The 14495-nt window shown below is 45.8% G+C and carries 18 protein-coding genes and 1 pseudogene; 14 read left to right on the top strand and 5 right to left on the bottom strand.

The genetic code is table 11. The features are described from left to right. The first annotated feature begins 57 nt into the window (after window positions 1-57). The 9 genes and pseudogenes from RID53_RS25580 to RID53_RS25540 all read left to right on the top strand — a co-directional run bounded on the left by RID53_RS25580 (window position 58) and on the right by RID53_RS25540 (window position 7130). On the top strand, window positions 58-468 hold the full coding sequence (locus RID53_RS25580) for a hypothetical protein (protein ID WP_446390769.1): 411 nt from the start codon (window positions 58-60) through the stop codon (window positions 466-468). Between the two features lie 335 nt (window positions 469-803). Then, a complete protein-coding gene (locus tag RID53_RS25575) occupies window positions 804-1349 on the top strand; it encodes an RDD family protein (RefSeq protein WP_446390768.1) in 546 nt (181 codons plus the stop codon). Between the two features lie 54 nt (window positions 1350-1403). Further along, window positions 1404-1598 (top strand): 50S ribosomal protein L33, encoded by a 195-nt coding sequence (gene rpmG, locus RID53_RS25570; RefSeq protein ID WP_446355835.1) that lies wholly within the window; start codon window positions 1404-1406, stop codon window positions 1596-1598. 64 nt (window positions 1599-1662) lie between these two features. Next, on the top strand, window positions 1663-1878 hold the full coding sequence (gene rpsR / locus RID53_RS25565; RefSeq protein WP_006106620.1) for a 30S ribosomal protein S18: 216 nt from the start codon (window positions 1663-1665) through the stop codon (window positions 1876-1878). Between the two features lie 306 nt (window positions 1879-2184). Continuing rightward, window positions 2185-4200 carry a ribonuclease catalytic domain-containing protein gene (locus tag RID53_RS25560; protein WP_446390767.1) on the top strand — a complete coding sequence of 672 codons (2016 nt, stop codon included), beginning with the start codon at window positions 2185-2187 and terminating at the stop codon, window positions 4198-4200. Between the two features lie 139 nt (window positions 4201-4339). Continuing rightward, window positions 4340-4951, top strand: a complete 612-nt coding sequence (gene rimM / locus RID53_RS25555) for a ribosome maturation factor RimM (RefSeq protein WP_446390766.1) — start codon at window positions 4340-4342, stop codon at window positions 4949-4951. Window positions 4952-5102: 151 nt separating this feature from the next. After that, the gene (locus RID53_RS25550; RefSeq protein WP_446390765.1) at window positions 5103-6257 is read left to right on the top strand and encodes an alpha/beta hydrolase; all 1155 of its coding nucleotides are present in this window, start codon (window positions 5103-5105) and stop codon (window positions 6255-6257) included. A 100-nt stretch (window positions 6258-6357) separates the two neighbouring features. After that, window positions 6358-6768 (top strand): annotated as a pseudogene (locus RID53_RS25545) (long-chain fatty acid--CoA ligase); the annotation flags it as partial. Between the two features lie 128 nt (window positions 6769-6896). Beyond that, window positions 6897-7130, top strand: a complete 234-nt coding sequence (locus tag RID53_RS25540; protein WP_446390764.1) for a hypothetical protein — start codon at window positions 6897-6899, stop codon at window positions 7128-7130. An 11-nt stretch (window positions 7131-7141) separates the two neighbouring features. Here RID53_RS25540 and RID53_RS25535 read toward each other — a convergent pair whose 3' ends face one another. Beyond that, window positions 7142-7345, bottom strand: coding sequence for a dodecin family protein (locus tag RID53_RS25535; protein WP_446390763.1), 204 nt, complete (start codon window positions 7343-7345; stop codon window positions 7142-7144). 178 nt (window positions 7346-7523) lie between these two features. Continuing rightward, window positions 7524-8567 (bottom strand): AI-2E family transporter, encoded by a 1044-nt coding sequence (locus RID53_RS25530; protein WP_446390762.1) that lies wholly within the window; start codon window positions 8565-8567, stop codon window positions 7524-7526. Window positions 8568-8849: 282 nt separating this feature from the next. Here RID53_RS25530 and RID53_RS25525 point away from each other — a divergent pair, with 282 nt between their 5' ends. Both RID53_RS25525 and RID53_RS25520 read left to right on the top strand, forming a co-directional pair. Next, the gene (locus RID53_RS25525) at window positions 8850-9137 is read left to right on the top strand and encodes an RNA recognition motif domain-containing protein (RefSeq protein ID WP_446390761.1); all 288 of its coding nucleotides are present in this window, start codon (window positions 8850-8852) and stop codon (window positions 9135-9137) included. A gap of 92 nt (window positions 9138-9229) precedes the next feature. Next, window positions 9230-9403 carry a hypothetical protein gene (locus RID53_RS25520; protein ID WP_446390760.1) on the top strand — a complete coding sequence of 58 codons (174 nt, stop codon included), beginning with the start codon at window positions 9230-9232 and terminating at the stop codon, window positions 9401-9403. A gap of 140 nt (window positions 9404-9543) precedes the next feature. Here RID53_RS25520 and petA read toward each other — a convergent pair whose 3' ends face one another. Both petA and petC read right to left on the bottom strand, forming a co-directional pair. Next, window positions 9544-10533 carry a cytochrome f gene (gene petA / locus RID53_RS25515; RefSeq protein WP_446390759.1) on the bottom strand — a complete coding sequence of 330 codons (990 nt, stop codon included), beginning with the start codon at window positions 10531-10533 and terminating at the stop codon, window positions 9544-9546. 76 nt (window positions 10534-10609) lie between these two features. Continuing rightward, window positions 10610-11152, bottom strand: a complete 543-nt coding sequence (gene petC, locus RID53_RS25510; RefSeq protein ID WP_446384149.1) for a cytochrome b6-f complex iron-sulfur subunit — start codon at window positions 11150-11152, stop codon at window positions 10610-10612. A gap of 239 nt (window positions 11153-11391) precedes the next feature. Between petC and RID53_RS25505 the strand changes: the two genes are divergently transcribed. The 3 genes from RID53_RS25505 to RID53_RS25495 all read left to right on the top strand — a co-directional run bounded on the left by RID53_RS25505 (window position 11392) and on the right by RID53_RS25495 (window position 13997). Continuing rightward, window positions 11392-11709, top strand: coding sequence for a DUF3067 family protein (locus tag RID53_RS25505; protein WP_446390758.1), 318 nt, complete (start codon window positions 11392-11394; stop codon window positions 11707-11709). Window positions 11710-12127: 418 nt separating this feature from the next. Continuing rightward, a complete protein-coding gene (locus RID53_RS25500; RefSeq protein WP_446390757.1) occupies window positions 12128-12814 on the top strand; it encodes a PEP-CTERM sorting domain-containing protein in 687 nt (228 codons plus the stop codon). Between the two features lie 64 nt (window positions 12815-12878). After that, window positions 12879-13997 (top strand): DUF3466 family protein, encoded by a 1119-nt coding sequence (locus RID53_RS25495; RefSeq protein ID WP_446390756.1) that lies wholly within the window; start codon window positions 12879-12881, stop codon window positions 13995-13997. A gap of 182 nt (window positions 13998-14179) precedes the next feature. On the opposite strand, the gene ureA is transcribed toward RID53_RS25495, so the two are convergent. Next, window positions 14180-14485 (bottom strand): urease subunit gamma, encoded by a 306-nt coding sequence (ureA, locus tag RID53_RS25490; protein WP_446390755.1) that lies wholly within the window; start codon window positions 14483-14485, stop codon window positions 14180-14182. Window positions 14486-14495 lie beyond the last annotated feature (10 nt).

Genomic DNA, 14495 nt, shown 5'->3' with positions numbered 1-14495 from the left:
AATCCTGAACTTGTGGTAAATAATTGTGTACTGATTTAAATTTATAGAGGTTATTGTATGCAGCTTGGTCTTGGTTTTTGGGCAACGTTCTATTATTACTTCACAGGCATGACTCTGATTGTTGCTTTCTTAGCCTCGCAAGTTCTCGGGCTAAGTTTAACCCAACCCTTTCCTTATCGTTATGGTATTACTATCGGTTTGATCGCCGGATTAGTGGGTGCTTACTTTAATCGCACCATGACTTTTTCTCTAGAGTTCAAGAACAAAAAAGCTTTTACTAACACCCTAAATACAAGCTTATCCGAGATGGGCTTTGAACCCAAATCAGAACTCGATGATTTTGTGGTGTATCAACGTCCGGCGTTGCGTAACCTCTTTTCGGGTAAAGTGTTTGTGAAAATTGAGAACGGGATGGCGACAATCATTAGTCGCGCCAGTATAATTAGACGATTGCGTCAGAAAATTTAACCCTAGTGCAGCGGGCATAAAAATACTTGAGCAGCTTCGTAGATACGATGAAGCAGAGGGAGAAATGTTCCAGACGTGCCATGGCACGTCTGGGAGCTGGGGGAGATGTTAGCTGTTCAGTTATTTTTTGGGGTATGGGGTGTGGGGAAATTCACTCCTGTTGACAATCTCAATCCGAGACAAAGGGAGGGGACTCTAATTGCTTTGGGGTAGGGGGCTAAGGTTAAGGGGACAAGATTCAAAGTCTTACTCAGCTTGCTTTTGACCTAACGATTGCACTTAAACGTCCGCTAAAATCAATAAAGATTGCATAAGCCCTAAACTTAACCCTAACCATGTATGAACTTGAACCCATATACAAGCGCTTTCCTCAAGTGCCAATAGAGCGACGGTTCTATGCCTTCCTGATTGATTTTGTCGCCGTTTGGCTGGTTAGTTCGATGGCGGGTGGAAATCCTTTTTTGCAAGTGTTAGTGTTTATGGCACTGTGGTTAGGGATGCGGGTCGTATTGGTATCGAGCAATCAGGGTCAGAGTTTAGGACGCTGGGCATTGGATATGAAAGTGCTGGATGCCAAATACGGTAAACTTCCAGGGCTATTGACACTAACCAAACGAGAAGGCATTCTGGGTGTCTGTGCGCTCTTAGCCATGTTTGGCTTCAACGCTTTGGCTAATGGCATCTCCATGCTACTCTCCATGCTGCTGTTAATTGCACCATTAGGGGTAGATTGTGGCATCGCTTTATCGGAACCGGAAAAACAGCAAGCGTTTCACGATCGCATTGCCCAAACCCTGGTGATTCAAACCCGTCGTGGGTTTTCTCTGGATCTGCGTCTAAAGCGATGGGTTGCCCAAATCCGGCGTCGTATGCAAAAATAAGAGATTGTGTTTAAATTTACTCACGCCCTCATTTAATTTACTAGACGTAAGACTATGGCAAGTAAGAAAGGTGTTCGACTGGTTATAACCTTAGAATGTACAGAGTGTCGCACGAACCCAGACAAGCGCACAAATGGTGTCTCTCGCTACACCACTATGAAAAACCGCCGCAATACCACAGGGCGGCTAGAACTGAAAAAGTTCTGCACTCATTGCAATAAGCATACGGTGCATAAAGAAATTAAATAGCCATGTCACAATGGCAATGCATCCTAAACTGAAATTGATGACCACAAACCCCTAAGAACTGCCCATGACCTACTTTCGCAAACGTCTTTCTCCAATCAAGCCGGGAGAACCCATTGACTACAAGGATGTGGAATTACTCCGCAAATTCATTACCGAACGCGGTAAAATTCTGCCACGTCGGATTACAGGTCTAACGTCTCAACAGCAACGGGCATTGACCCGATCTATTAAACGCGCTCGCCTTTTAGCATTATTGCCTTTCGTCAACAAAGAGGGATGATGCGGCTCAACAGAAGCTCAGGGTGAGGAGTGGTGAGATAATCGATCTCTGACTAAGCGGTGGTGTCAAATGATTAAATCCTTTGATACCCCGTCTAATGATTTCGGTATCATCCCATCACCCGTTAGACTAGATTTAGAGTGTGATAACTCTGGCGAGGAACACCACATCCAATTTGGATGCAATGCCACTTTATATGGGCATTACTGGCGATTTATCCCACGCTGAATAAAAAGTTGCAGCCTGGGGAACCTATCGCCGGATTAGTTAAAAACTAAAGATAAACGACCGGGATTAGCAAAGCTGGTGGAAAAAGGAACACTTATCGAATTTCGTGTGCAAGGCGATCGTCATCTAGCGATTGTAGACCGTCCAGATGGCAAAACACGCTGGACGGTTATCGACGAGCAGGGTCAATCTCACACGCTTCATCCCCGGCAAGTTACCTACGAAGTCCAGGATGGTAAATTTGACGTCTCAGAAATTCCCGACTTTCTCAGCCAAGTCGAACCCTATCTCGATCCATCCAGCCTGGAAGTGGCATGGGAATTGCTGGTGGAAGAGGGAAAAGCGGTAACCTGTGCGGAAATGGCACAGCTTTTATTTTCTGACCAAAACCCATCCCTATGTTATGCGGCTCACTGCTTGCTATCGGACGACAAACTCTACTTTAAACAAAAAGCCGATAGCTATGAACCACGTCCAGCTACGAAAGTGGCTGAAATTAAACATCAGCAACTCGCCGCCGAATCGAAGCAGCGAGAGCAAGAAGAATTTTTAACCCGCACTCAGCAGAAACTCAACGGTGAAGCGGTAGAGTGGCAAGAGAGCGATCGCACTCGCTTTGAACTCTTAGAACGGTTTGTCCTTTATCCGGAAAATACATCTCGTGCAGCCCAAGATATACTAGCTACCCTGGATCGCCCGCAAACTCCCCAAGCAGCGTTCGATCTGTTGGTAGACTTAGGCTTATGGACTCCTCACGAGAATCTGTTTTTGCGGCGTTCATCTTACCCTGTTCACTTTCGTCGTGAGGTGCTTGACTTGGCGCAACAATACCTGGATTCTCCGCCTCCCGACCCCGATCAAGATCGCTTAGACTTAACTCATTTGAAGGTATACACCGTTGATGACGAGAGTACCTCAGAAATCGACGATGGGTTGAGTTTAGAACAACTTGACGATGGAAAAGAGCGTCTGTGGATTCATATTGCTGATCCAACCCGCTTAGTCAGACCCGACGACGAACTGGATCGAGAAGCTCGACGGCGCAGTACGACACTCTATTTGCCGACGGGGATGATTTCCATGTTTCCCGCTGAACTGGCAACCGGTCCAATGAGTTTGGTGGAGGGTCAAGTTTGCCCAACACTAAGTTTCGGGGTAATCCTCGATGAAGATGGCAGTGTTCAAGAGTACAAGATTCACCCTAGTCTGATTAAACCGACCTATCGCCTCACCTACGAAGATGTGGATGAAATGTTGGAACTGGGGGTGAAGGCAGAACCGGAAATAGCCGCGATCGCGAAATGGGCAAAGCGTCGTCAAGAATGGCGGTCAAGTCAGGGTGCGATTAGTATTCACATGCCAGAGGCGGTGATTAAAGTCCGTGATCACGATGAGATCATTATTCAGGTGTTAGAGGATTCCCAAGCACGGCTAATGGTCGCAGAAATGATGATTTTAGCCGGGGAAGTTGCTGGACGTTACGGTCAAAGCCATCAAATTCCTCTCCCCTTTCGCGGACAACCTCAGCCGGAGTTGCCCTCTGATGAAGAACTGCTGGTATTACCGCCTGGTCCAGTGCGCTTCTGCGCCATGCGGCGCTGTATGCCTCGCAGTGAAATGAGTATTACTCCCCTGCGTCATGCGGGTTTGGGTTTGGAAACTTATACTCAAGTCACTTCTCCTATCCGCCGTTATACGGATTTGCTGAATCATTTCCAACTAAAAGCCCACCTGCGCGGTGATCCCTTACCCTTTTCGGCGGAATACCTGCAAGAAACCATGCAGGGCGTGACGACAGCCGCATCAGAAGCCGCGATGGTGGAACGCCAAACCAATCGCTATTGGGGATTGGAATATTTACGGCGTCACCCGGATCAAGTGTGGCAGGCGTTAATGTTGCGTTGGTTACGCGAACACGATAACTTGGGCTTGATTCTGTTAGAAGATTTAGGGTTAGAGTTGGTGATGCGATTTAAGCGATCCGTTAGACTAGGCGATCGCTTAGATGTTCAAGTCACTCATGCTGATCCCCGTCAAGATGTGATTCAGTTTCGAGAACTGATGGATCAAGCAGTTGAACCTGCGGCTACCTAGAAGATGAGGGAGATGAGGGAGATAGGGAAGATGGGAACAGTAGGGGTTTGGTCTCCAAACCCCTTTTCTTATGTAGGGGTGTAGGGGGCGATGAGGAAGATGGGGAAGCAAATGACGAATGACAAATGACGAATGACAAATGACAAATGACGACTGGCTAGAAATTGGTAAAATTGTAGCTCCTCAAGGATTAAAAGGAGAATTACGAGTTTATCCCAATTCGGATTTTCCCGAACGCTTCGAGAAATCGGGACAACGTTGGTTAAAGCGATCGCATGATAACCAACCGCAACCTGTGGAACTATTAGGGGGGCGTTACGTTCCTAATAAAGGGATCTATGTGGTGAAACTTGCTGGCGTGGACAACCGGGAAAAAGCCGAAGCCTTGCGGGGTGCAATGCTGCTAGTTCCAGAGAGCGATCGCCCGGAGTTGGGAGAGAATGAATATCATGTCCTAGATGTGCTGGATTTAGAGGTTTTCAACCAGTTAACTGGGGAAGCTGTCGGTGTCGTTGTGGATGTGATTCCGGCGGGGAATATGCTTTTAGAGGTCAAACTCCACCAGCAACCTGAACCAACCCCAGCTAAACCGGAAGCGCCTCTCCCCAACCGAATTAGTAAGCAACGGAAAGTCAGGAAAAAACCCTCCAAACCCGTAACCGTTTTGATTCCTTTTGTCGATGAAATTGTGCCAGTGGTAGACCTTGAAAATGGTCGGATTGAGATTACACCACCTCAAGGTTTGCTATGATTTTTTTACTGAAGTATTTCTTTGAATCGCAGTAGACACATCGATAAAGTCAGCCGAGAACTAAAGTTCTCCTCTTAAAGCTTAAACCCGTTTTAACGGGTTCCTATTATGTCCTGTTATAGCAGTAGACACATCGATGAGGACGTTAACCATGAGTTCATCCCGTAACTTCCTGATTACAGTTGGTTACTTGCCTCTGGTAGCCTTAGCCGGAATTGTTATCATTTTAGTTATATTGCATCAGTTGGGCTGGATTAATGCCTGGTTGTTTCCTCTCAAACACGTTAGTGTTTTTCTTATCTTCGGTAGCGTATCGTGCTGGATTGTAGCTGGGATTAGGAAAAAACCCAAGCAGCCGAGTAAAAAATTGCTCGCACATCAACAGACTAAAACGGCTGGAATTCGATGGAAAATTAGACTTTGCTGGTTATTGGCAATTCTACTATTTATAGTCAATGGTTCAGCATATCTTCTCGCCTACCAGATGACCCATGTTCGAGTTCCAGGACAGCCAGGAATCGGAATACCCAAGCCAAGTAATTCTAGCACACCTTCAGACCGAGGATTGCCATACACTACCCATAAGATTAAAATCAGTGAGTCGGAATGGTTAGAAACCTGGTTAATTCCCTCACAAGCCGCTTTTTCGAGAGGAACTGTCCTTTTATTTCCAGGGAATCTTGGCACAAAAGGGAGTCAACTGATCGCACCTGCCCAAAGTTTTGCTACCTTGGGATATGATTCAATGCTGATTGATTTTCAAGGAGTTGGCGGTTCGAGTGGCAATACTGTCACGATTGGCATCAAAGAAGCCCAAGATGTAGTCGCGGCTTTCAACTATGTCCAAACATTGAACATTAATTCTCCGCTGATACTTTATGGCGTTTCTATGGGCAGTGCGGCGATTATGAGAGCGATTTCGGTGAATAAGATTAAACCGGATGCGGTGATTTTAGAATTGCCTTTTTCTCGCCTAGTCAATGCCCTCAGGAGTCGTCTCAAATATCACAAGATTCCGGCATTTTTGACAGCAGAACTCCTGGTTTTATGGGGTGGACTTCAGCATGGCTTTAACGGGTTTAGCCATAATCCAATTGACTTTGCCAAAGAGTTAGATTGTCCGGCGCTTGTGATTCACGGCGAACAAGATAAGTGGACGACTGTAGAAGAGATTAAGGCATTATTTCAGAATCTCCCAGGATCTAAACAGCTTGTCATTTCGCCCCAGGCAGGTCATCATCAACTTATTGGTGTTGATCGACAACTGTGGGATTCTACGGTAAAGAACTTTTTAAATTCGCTATAAGTCAGCAGAGAACTCAAGTTCTGGCTAAAAGCTTAAACCCGTTAAAACGGGTTCATATCATCTATCTTTTGTGGTTTTAGGTTTTTTTTAGTCGGGGTAAGATGCTTATCTACGGAGTCCTTATATTGACCAAATTATGCTAGTGTGTCAAGATCAAAAATCTCTGGGTGCTTTAATTGTTCCCAATTTAGAGGCGTTGGAACAGGCGTTAGTTCAGGCGGGTGTAGGCGACTCACAGACAACAGTTCCTAAAAATGAATCCTCAACCCATCAAGTGATTGAGGGACAAATCGATTTGAATAGTTTAATTGTGCGGGATTTATTTCGCCAAGAGTTAAATCGGCAAGTCCGCGATTGCCCGGGTTATCGTGCAGATGATCAGATTACCCAGTTTGAGCTAATTGAAGAACCGTTTACTATAGAAAATGGTCTATTAACCCGAACGCTGAAAATTCGCCGTAATCGAGTAACAGATCGGTATCGCGATCGCATTCATCAGATGTTTGGTTAAAACCAGAGTATTTTTAAACAGATATACCGTAGGATTGGCACTGCCCATCCGAATATGAGTAGCGTGCCATTCCAACTAAATTAACGTCCGTAAATCATCCTCATACCCTTACAAATGACAGAAGACAAATGACAATCCCCACTGTTTTCCCACCTACTTACTTGTCTTCCTTTGTGGGATCAACTGGTGGGGGTGGTGGTTGTACAGGGGGTGGAGGAGGTGGCGGTTCTACCGGAATGGCATCAGGTTTAGAAGGTTCAGGGGGTTTTGCTGGTGGAACGGGTGTTTGGGTAGATTCAATCATTAAAAAAAGTCTTGAGAATCTTGCAGAACGTATCTTTTCGGATCTTCTAATAGTTTAGAGGATTGATGATTAACGCTCAACCTTGAAAGCGATATGCATTGTCACCTTGTAGCTGACGATCTTATCATTTTCAACATCAGCCGTCCAATTAACAACTTCTAATCCGCTAATACCCTTTAGAGAAGTGGCTGTTTCGGCTAAACCTTGTTGTATGGCATCATCAAAACTTTTTGATGAGGAAGAAACAACTTCAATAACTTTGGCAACAGACATAAATCGTCTCCTATAGCTGTCTTCACTCAGAATACCGAGTTGGATTGGGCATTGAGCCTATCTGTGGGTAGAGATTGAAAGTAATAGCAGAAGGCAGAAGCTTGATTACTGTTCCCTGTTCCCTGTTCCCTTTCCTCACCCCAATACTTATTCAGCCACCCCGATGTAGGACAAATAGCTATTTTAATTTCTTTTTCAACTCTGGGTCATCCGTATCACCAAACAAGAGTGCGATCGCGCGGGTTGATTTAAACTCTTGACTAAATACAATCAGAGACATGGTCATCGGAATACCCAGTAGTGCGCCCGGAATCCCCCACACCCAACCCCAGAATACAATCGACAATAGCGCCACAAAGGGTGAAAGCTTGAGAGTACGTCCCTGAAGACGGGGATCAACGAAGTTGCCTAAAATCACTTGAATGACAGCCAAACCCACCAACGTTGCTACTCCCCGCCCAATTCCTTGAAAAATTAGCGCCAGTAGCGTGGGCGGGATCACCGCGACAATCGACCCTAAAGTGGGGATGTAGTTGAGAACAAATGCGATCAATCCCCAAACCAAGGCAAAATCTACCCCTAGCACCCAACACCATAAACCCGTCAGTATACCTGTCAGAACACAGGTGAACGACTGAATTAGAAGATAGCTTCGCAGCTTATCGCTCATTCTCACGACAGCATTGATCACCTTAGCACTGGTTTTAGACGCCAAACTCCGTTCAATTTTTTCTCGGTACTGTCCGACTTCGAGTAAAAGTAAGACGAGTAACGAAATTATTAAAATAAATAGGCTTAACCCATCCCAGAGAAACTTGAGTCCGCCGATTGCTTCATTGGTTAATTGACCTTGAGATCCTTGGGAGGATAACTGTTCCACAGGAAGTCCCCGTTGTTTTGCCCAAGCCATCGCATTCTGGAACATCTGCTGCAAACGGTCAAGGTATTGAGGTGCTTTAGGTTCCACGATTTCTGCACTCAGTAGCAGTGCGCCGATGGCTAAGCCGACAACGCCAGCCAGAACCAGCATGACAATGACCAAACTCAGCCAATGGGGTACATGACGATTCAGCCAACGTTGCAGGGGATGGACTAACACCGCGATGAAAAAGGCAAACGCTAAGGGGATGGTAATTGCACTGGTTGCCTTCAGCGCCGCGATCGCTAAGATAGTGGCGATGATCGTCAGTAGGATTTGAATCGTTTTTGCCGATACGCGCATAGACAGGTCTTGAGTGATCCATCTATATGTGTGCGATCGATGCCTTTCCCTGTCATCTACCTTAAGACTTGCCTTGAAAATGCTTAGGCTGCTACCTCTCAGTCGAAATGTATAAGCAATATCCCCTAACACAGCAGAAATTGGTTAGAATGTCTATCGAGACTCAAAACGGTGACTACGTTTGTTTTCAGTATTCATAGGTTTTCCCCCTAAAGTATTGACAGGCTGTTCTCCGAAATCTTGACTCTCGACACACTTTCTGATTGGGGAGAACATCAATCGATGTCAATTTATGTAGGCAATCTCGACTACTCCGTGACCTCTGAAGACCTTACCGAAGTCTTTGCCGAGTACGGTACTGTCAAGCGGGTTCATTTGCCCACTGACCGCGAAACAGGTCGTATGCGGGGGTTTGGTTTTGTGGAAATGGGAACGGAAGACGAAGAAGCCTCAGCAATTTCTGAGCTAAACGGCGCTGAATGGATGGGTCGTGAACTCAAGGTCAATCAAGCGCGACCTCGTGAAGATCGGGCAAAAAGCGGTGGTGGTCGCAGAAACAACCGCTTCTAGGTTTTGAGTTACCTCTGGCGCTTCTTTTGAATCTCACGAATCCAATCACCTCTCAATAGAAGCGTTTTGTTGTATTGATGGAGACATCTAAAATGGCTAAACGCCGTAATTTGAAAAAAGAGAAAGCCTCTCGCAACCAAGCCTATGCTCGACAGTTTCGCAAGAAGTCTTCTTCTTCATCATTCTCAAGAAACAAACGTTTTTATGGGAATCGTGATAACAAAAATGAAAATGAAGGTGAAGGCGAAGAAAAAGAGGCTGAGTAGTAACTACTCAGGACTCTTGTCTGGAGTGAAAGCAATCTCATAAAGCTCCGATAGCACTGATAAAATAAGGGACAGGTTAGCTAACCTGTCCCTTATTTGGTTGAATCAAGCGAGTTGACTGGGATGAATAAGCGCTGGACTTAGAAATTCATTTCAGCCGCTTGTACTTTCTCAATCTGCTTTTTCTTCAAGACGAGGAAGAGTTGAGAAAACATAATCGCAACAATGAAGACCATTAGCCACTTAATCCGAGCCGGGTCTTGTAAGACAATTTCGCCGTCTACTTGACCAAATCCACCCACATTAGGATCAGTGGTTAACGCTTCACCTGCGGTGACTTCTTGCCCTTCGGAAACCACTAATTCCGGTCCTGCGGGAATGGTATTTACAACTGTGTCACCTTCAGGGGTTTGAAGAGTAACGTCGTAGCCGCCTTCTTCTAACTTGGTAATTTGAGAAATTAAACCGGCTTTTGCTGAATTGTAGACCGTGTTGTTACTCTTATTCCCAGCCGGATAAACCTGACCACGACCTCGGTTAGCGCCAACGTGAACCGAGTATTTACCAAAATGGACATCTTTTTCCGTTTTTGGATTCGGAGAAAGAACCGGGAAAACAATTTCTTGATACTGTTCACCCGGTAGGGGACCAATAATCACTACGTTTTCCTGGTCGGCGCTATAGGGCTGGAAGTAAAGTCCGCCAACTTCTTCCTGTAATTCTTCAGGAATGCGGTCTTCGGGAGCAATTTTAAACCCCTCGGGCAACATGACCACAGCGCCGACATTCAGACCGCCTTTGGAACCATCTCCTAAGACCTGTTGGGTATCCAGGTCATAGGGGATTTTTACCACAGCTTCAAAGACGGTATCCGGTTTAACGGATTGGGGAAGTTCCACTTCTGTGGGTTTGGCTGCGAGGTGACAGTTAGCACAAACAATCCTTCCAGTCGCTTCGCGGGGAGTTTCCGGGGCGGTTTGCTGCGCCCAGAACGGATAAGCCGCCGCCGACTGGGGAAGGGAAATATCACTAATGAAGAAAAATGCCGCTGTTGCCAAAGTCAGCAAGAGGGCTTGGGTAATAATCCGCTTGCTGCTTTTGTACATCACCGATAAAGAAGGTGTTCTCATCGCTTAAGGAAAAAATTCACAATTCAAAAATGGGCTATGTCATTTGCCCCTAACGAAGGACAAATGACGAAAACAATTAAGTCCACCAAGGATCGTTATCCGTGCGGAAATCGGTTTCCGTCCACTGGGAAAAGGTCAGGGTATCGTCTTCGGTGACGTCGGCGTGAACCAAGGCTAATGACAATGGAGCTGGTCCGCGTACCACTTTGCCCTGACTGTTGTACTGAGAACCATGACAAGGGCAGACGAATTTGTTCTCACTGGCATTCCAGGGAACAACACATCCCAGGTGAGTGCAGATCGCGTTGATCCCGTAGTCCGCGATCGCTTTGTCTTCGGTCACGACTACATAAGTGGGATCACCTTTGAGTCCTTGAGCCAAGGTGCGATCGCCTGGGTTATGGCTGCTTAAAAATTCGCTAACCTGGATATCATTGCCCAAAGCATCCTTAGCGGTGACACCACCGCCAGCACCACCACTTGATGGGGGAATAAAGTACTTGACGATTGGATAGAGGGCACCGACGAAAGTACCCGTAATCGTACCAAACGTCAAGAGGTTCATGAATTGACGACGCCCCATATCGGGGACATCTGGGGAGCCAGATACTTGAGCCATAACTGAACGCCTAAGGGTATATTTTTTTTAACAACTCTGGGATGATTCCCAGCATTTTCTTTACCCCGCTCCTTTTATGAAGAGGGATTCAACCGCGAGCAGGGTTGCCACAATCCTTATGTAAGTAAGGATTTAAGGCGTAAGCTATGAGTATTATTACATTTTTTGTACGCTTCTCATAAAGTAAAGAAACTTTATCTTTGTAAAAAAATGTAAACAATCAGCCAGGTAAGGGATCTATGACAGGACAAGAGTTGCACCAAATCCTGCTCAGCAAGTGGGGACGCTCTTATGACATCCAGCTTCGGCGGACTCAGGGAAAAATTTTTGTTCAGGTGATGTGGAAGTACCTAGAGCAAAAGTCGTTTCCCCTGTCTGAAGCCAAGTATCTAGAGCGTCTGGACGCCATTGCCCATTATCTTCATGGTTGGGGTGCGGTTCCCCAAGTGCAAGAGTACATCGAGCAAACTCGTGAACGTCCCCGACTGGGGAAAGCCGTGAGTATTCCCATTGAGATGGGGGAACGGGCGTCGGAATGGATGTTGGATGATTTTTAGGAGGCAGGAGGCAGAAGGCTCGTGGGAACACAATACCGCTCATAACACCATATATAGTGTATTTCTGGATCTGGTGATTGCTTACGGTCTAACTGGGGCGCTCACACCTTAATTCATAGTCAATTAATTGATTTAATAGCTAAATGAATAGCAGCCTGAAAGATGTATATTTAATTTTGTGTGAGGTGATCAGACCACAAATTAGCTTTAGTATGCTCCAAAGTAGCTACGCTATATGTAGCGCAGCTACGTAAGTCCTGTCCATCCTCTTTTTCCCTCCCTTCATAGAAGCTTTACATAACACCCTCGTTTTCTTCATCAACACTTCACAGCCCGATTCGAGAAAATAGAGTATTTTTACTTATAGATAAAGCTAATTACTTTTATAAGTAAGTTCTATTAGCCAGGAAGGTTGCGAATGACTAGCATTTCCCCGAAATTAGCATTTGCCGCTGTAGGAGCTGTTTTCGTTACATTCTCCTGTCCAAAAACAGCACCCGCTACCACTATTATTTTTCAGGACAGAACCTCATTTAACCAATCACTTGACAGTGATCCATCATTGATTAAAACAGTGGAAGGATGGGATAACCTTTCACAAGGAACAATCATTCCCAGTGGGTCAACTCTCAATGGCATAACCTACACCTTGACTACAGGAGATGCTGCGATTGTCGGTGGTGTAAATATTAGTCAATTTAATAATTTATTCTTTTCAACACTGGATTTTTTACCGACCCGAGATACAATCACATTTGGATTTGAGCAGCCAATTCTTGCTTTCGGAATTTCCTTACCTGCCACGTTTGGTATAGCAACCGGAGATTATTTTATTGAAACCGATATTGGCGATGTAGCTCCCAGTTTTTACGATGCTCCTCCGGGAGCGGAAGGCAAAGATATTGGAGCCTTTGCTGGATTAATTTCTGATCAGCCTTTCAGTTCTGTAACCCTTCACGGCGTTGCCAATGCTCGCTATGGAATGGATGACTTAACCTTTGCCAAAAGCATAACAGATGTTCCCGAACCTTCTACTGTGTTAGGTTTACTATCCCTTAGTGTGTTATCTCTGGGTTTACCACTAAAGCGCAGAAATAGAATTTAGCTGTACCCTAAATTCTCAATTAAGCGGGGAAATATACACTTAAAAACTATAGAGAGGTATGCTCATGAAGTTTATCTATAAACAACTTACCTTAGCTGCCGCTGGTGCTGCTGCCTGTACCATGCTAGGTTTAGTTGCATCTCAATCGGCAGATGCAGCATCTTTGTATTCTCTGACCGACCTTGGATCTCTTACAGGAAAGACTTACAGTTACGCCAGAAGCATTAACAATTTGGGTCAGGTAGCCGTCAACGCTGGCGGTCATGACGGTCATGCCTTTGTATATAGTGATGGTCAGTTAATTGAAATCGAGCCACTCCTAGGTGACAATGTTCTTGCTGTTTCTGAAATCAACAACTTTGGTCAAGTAGTGGGTAATTCAGTTAACACTAACAGCTTCACTGGAAATCACCCCTTTGTATACAGCAATGGAACAACACAGAGCATCGGCATTAGCGATGGCATTCCCTATGCCATTAACGATTCGGGTCAAATAGTTGGCGGAGCGCACGGCATTGGTGCTTTTTTGTATAGTAATGGTACGACAAGTAGCTTGCTTCCTGAAGGTAATATCGCTTATGGCATGAACAATCCTGGTCAAGTGGTCGGCATTTTCGGTTCTCCCAGCCGAGCCTTTTTGTACGACAACGGCACAATTACTAATTTAGGTACTCTTCCTGGTCATAACTACAGTACAGCCCAAGATATTAACGACTTAGGTCAAGTGGTAGGAACTTCAGCTCCCAGTGGTGTCAATGACGGTATGGCTTTTCTATACAGCAGCAACACAGAGATGATTAGCCTGGGCAGACTGTTTCCCACTGATACTTACAGTGTCGCTAGTGGTATTAACAACTTGGGTCAAGTGGTCGGCTGGTCAGGTAATAACCCTAGCTTTTATTCGGAGAGCGGCGTTGGTATCCGTGCCTTTCTCTATAGCGACGGTGTAATGCAAGACCTTAACGAACTGATTGCTCCCGGTTCCGATTTTATCCTTACTCAGGCACAAGGTATCAATGATCAGGGGCAAATCGCGGGGGCTGGCGTTATCAATGGTGAACTTCATGCTGTTCTGTTGACACCACAGCCATCTCAAGGAGTCCCTGAACCAACTGCAACGCTGGGAATCTTGACCTTCGGTGCAATAGGTGCGGGTTCGCTACTAAAGCGAAAGAGCGCCTAATTTTGTCGGGTGGGCAAATTACAGCGTTTTCAGATTCGATGTGGTACGCCATTTCCAAGAGTAGAAAAGCACTGTTTTATCGTTACTGTACTACACCGTGACATGAAAGTGCTGTACCATCGCTGACTACCTGATTTATTACTCCCAACCAGTGGCTTTGTCGGGGTTTGGAGACCAAACCCCTACGAGCGGATGGGATTATGAACGGTGACGAGTTTTGTTCCATCCGGAAACGTGGCTTCAACCTGGACTTCCTGCACCATCTCTGGTATGCCGTCCATGACATCATCCCGTGTTAGCAGAGTGGTTCCATCACTCATTAACTCCGCCACCGTGCGTCCCTCTCTCGCCCCTTCTAAAATAGCCGCCGAAATATACGCGACGGCTTCAGGATAATTCAGTTTGAGTCCGCGTGCTTTGCGTCGTTCCGCGAGTAAGGCGGCGGTGAAAACCAGTAATTTATCTTTTTCCTGGGGTGAGAGTTGCATAATGGCAATG

This window comes from Coleofasciculus sp. B1-GNL1-01 (assembly GCF_040220235.1).
Classification (GTDB): Bacteria; Cyanobacteriota; Cyanobacteriia; order Cyanobacteriales; family Coleofasciculaceae; genus Coleofasciculus.
Note: the sequence above shows the minus strand (reverse complement) of the source record. Positions and strands in the feature narration are given on the sequence as shown.

Excerpts from the sequence above, each read along its gene's own strand:
- rpmG (WP_446355835.1), top strand. The coding sequence starts at position 1,404 with ATGGCAAGTAAGAAAGGTGTTCGACTGGTTATAACCTTAGAATGTACA.
- RID53_RS25525 (WP_446390761.1), top strand. The coding sequence starts at position 8,850 with ATGTCAATTTATGTAGGCAATCTCGACTACTCCGTGACCTCTGAAGAC.
- rimM (WP_446390766.1), top strand. The coding sequence starts at position 4,340 with ATGACAAATGACGACTGGCTAGAAATTGGTAAAATTGTAGCTCCTCAA.
- petA (WP_446390759.1), bottom strand. The coding sequence starts at position 10,533 with ATGAGAACACCTTCTTTATCGGTGATGTACAAAAGCAGCAAGCGGATT.
- RID53_RS25575 (WP_446390768.1), top strand. The coding sequence starts at position 804 with ATGTATGAACTTGAACCCATATACAAGCGCTTTCCTCAAGTGCCAATA.
- RID53_RS25500 (WP_446390757.1), top strand. The coding sequence starts at position 12,128 with ATGACTAGCATTTCCCCGAAATTAGCATTTGCCGCTGTAGGAGCTGTT.
- RID53_RS25520 (WP_446390760.1), top strand. The coding sequence starts at position 9,230 with ATGGCTAAACGCCGTAATTTGAAAAAAGAGAAAGCCTCTCGCAACCAA.
- RID53_RS25580 (WP_446390769.1), top strand. The coding sequence starts at position 58 with ATGCAGCTTGGTCTTGGTTTTTGGGCAACGTTCTATTATTACTTCACA.
- ureA (WP_446390755.1), bottom strand. The coding sequence starts at position 14,485 with ATGCAACTCTCACCCCAGGAAAAAGATAAATTACTGGTTTTCACCGCC.
- rpsR (WP_006106620.1), top strand. The coding sequence starts at position 1,663 with ATGACCTACTTTCGCAAACGTCTTTCTCCAATCAAGCCGGGAGAACCC.
- RID53_RS25530 (WP_446390762.1), bottom strand. The coding sequence starts at position 8,567 with ATGCGCGTATCGGCAAAAACGATTCAAATCCTACTGACGATCATCGCC.
- RID53_RS25550 (WP_446390765.1), top strand. The coding sequence starts at position 5,103 with ATGAGTTCATCCCGTAACTTCCTGATTACAGTTGGTTACTTGCCTCTG.
- RID53_RS25540 (WP_446390764.1), top strand. The coding sequence starts at position 6,897 with ATGACAATCCCCACTGTTTTCCCACCTACTTACTTGTCTTCCTTTGTG.
- RID53_RS25535 (WP_446390763.1), bottom strand. The coding sequence starts at position 7,345 with ATGTCTGTTGCCAAAGTTATTGAAGTTGTTTCTTCCTCATCAAAAAGT.
- petC (WP_446384149.1), bottom strand. The coding sequence starts at position 11,152 with ATGGCTCAAGTATCTGGCTCCCCAGATGTCCCCGATATGGGGCGTCGT.
- RID53_RS25505 (WP_446390758.1), top strand. The coding sequence starts at position 11,392 with ATGACAGGACAAGAGTTGCACCAAATCCTGCTCAGCAAGTGGGGACGC.
- RID53_RS25495 (WP_446390756.1), top strand. The coding sequence starts at position 12,879 with ATGAAGTTTATCTATAAACAACTTACCTTAGCTGCCGCTGGTGCTGCT.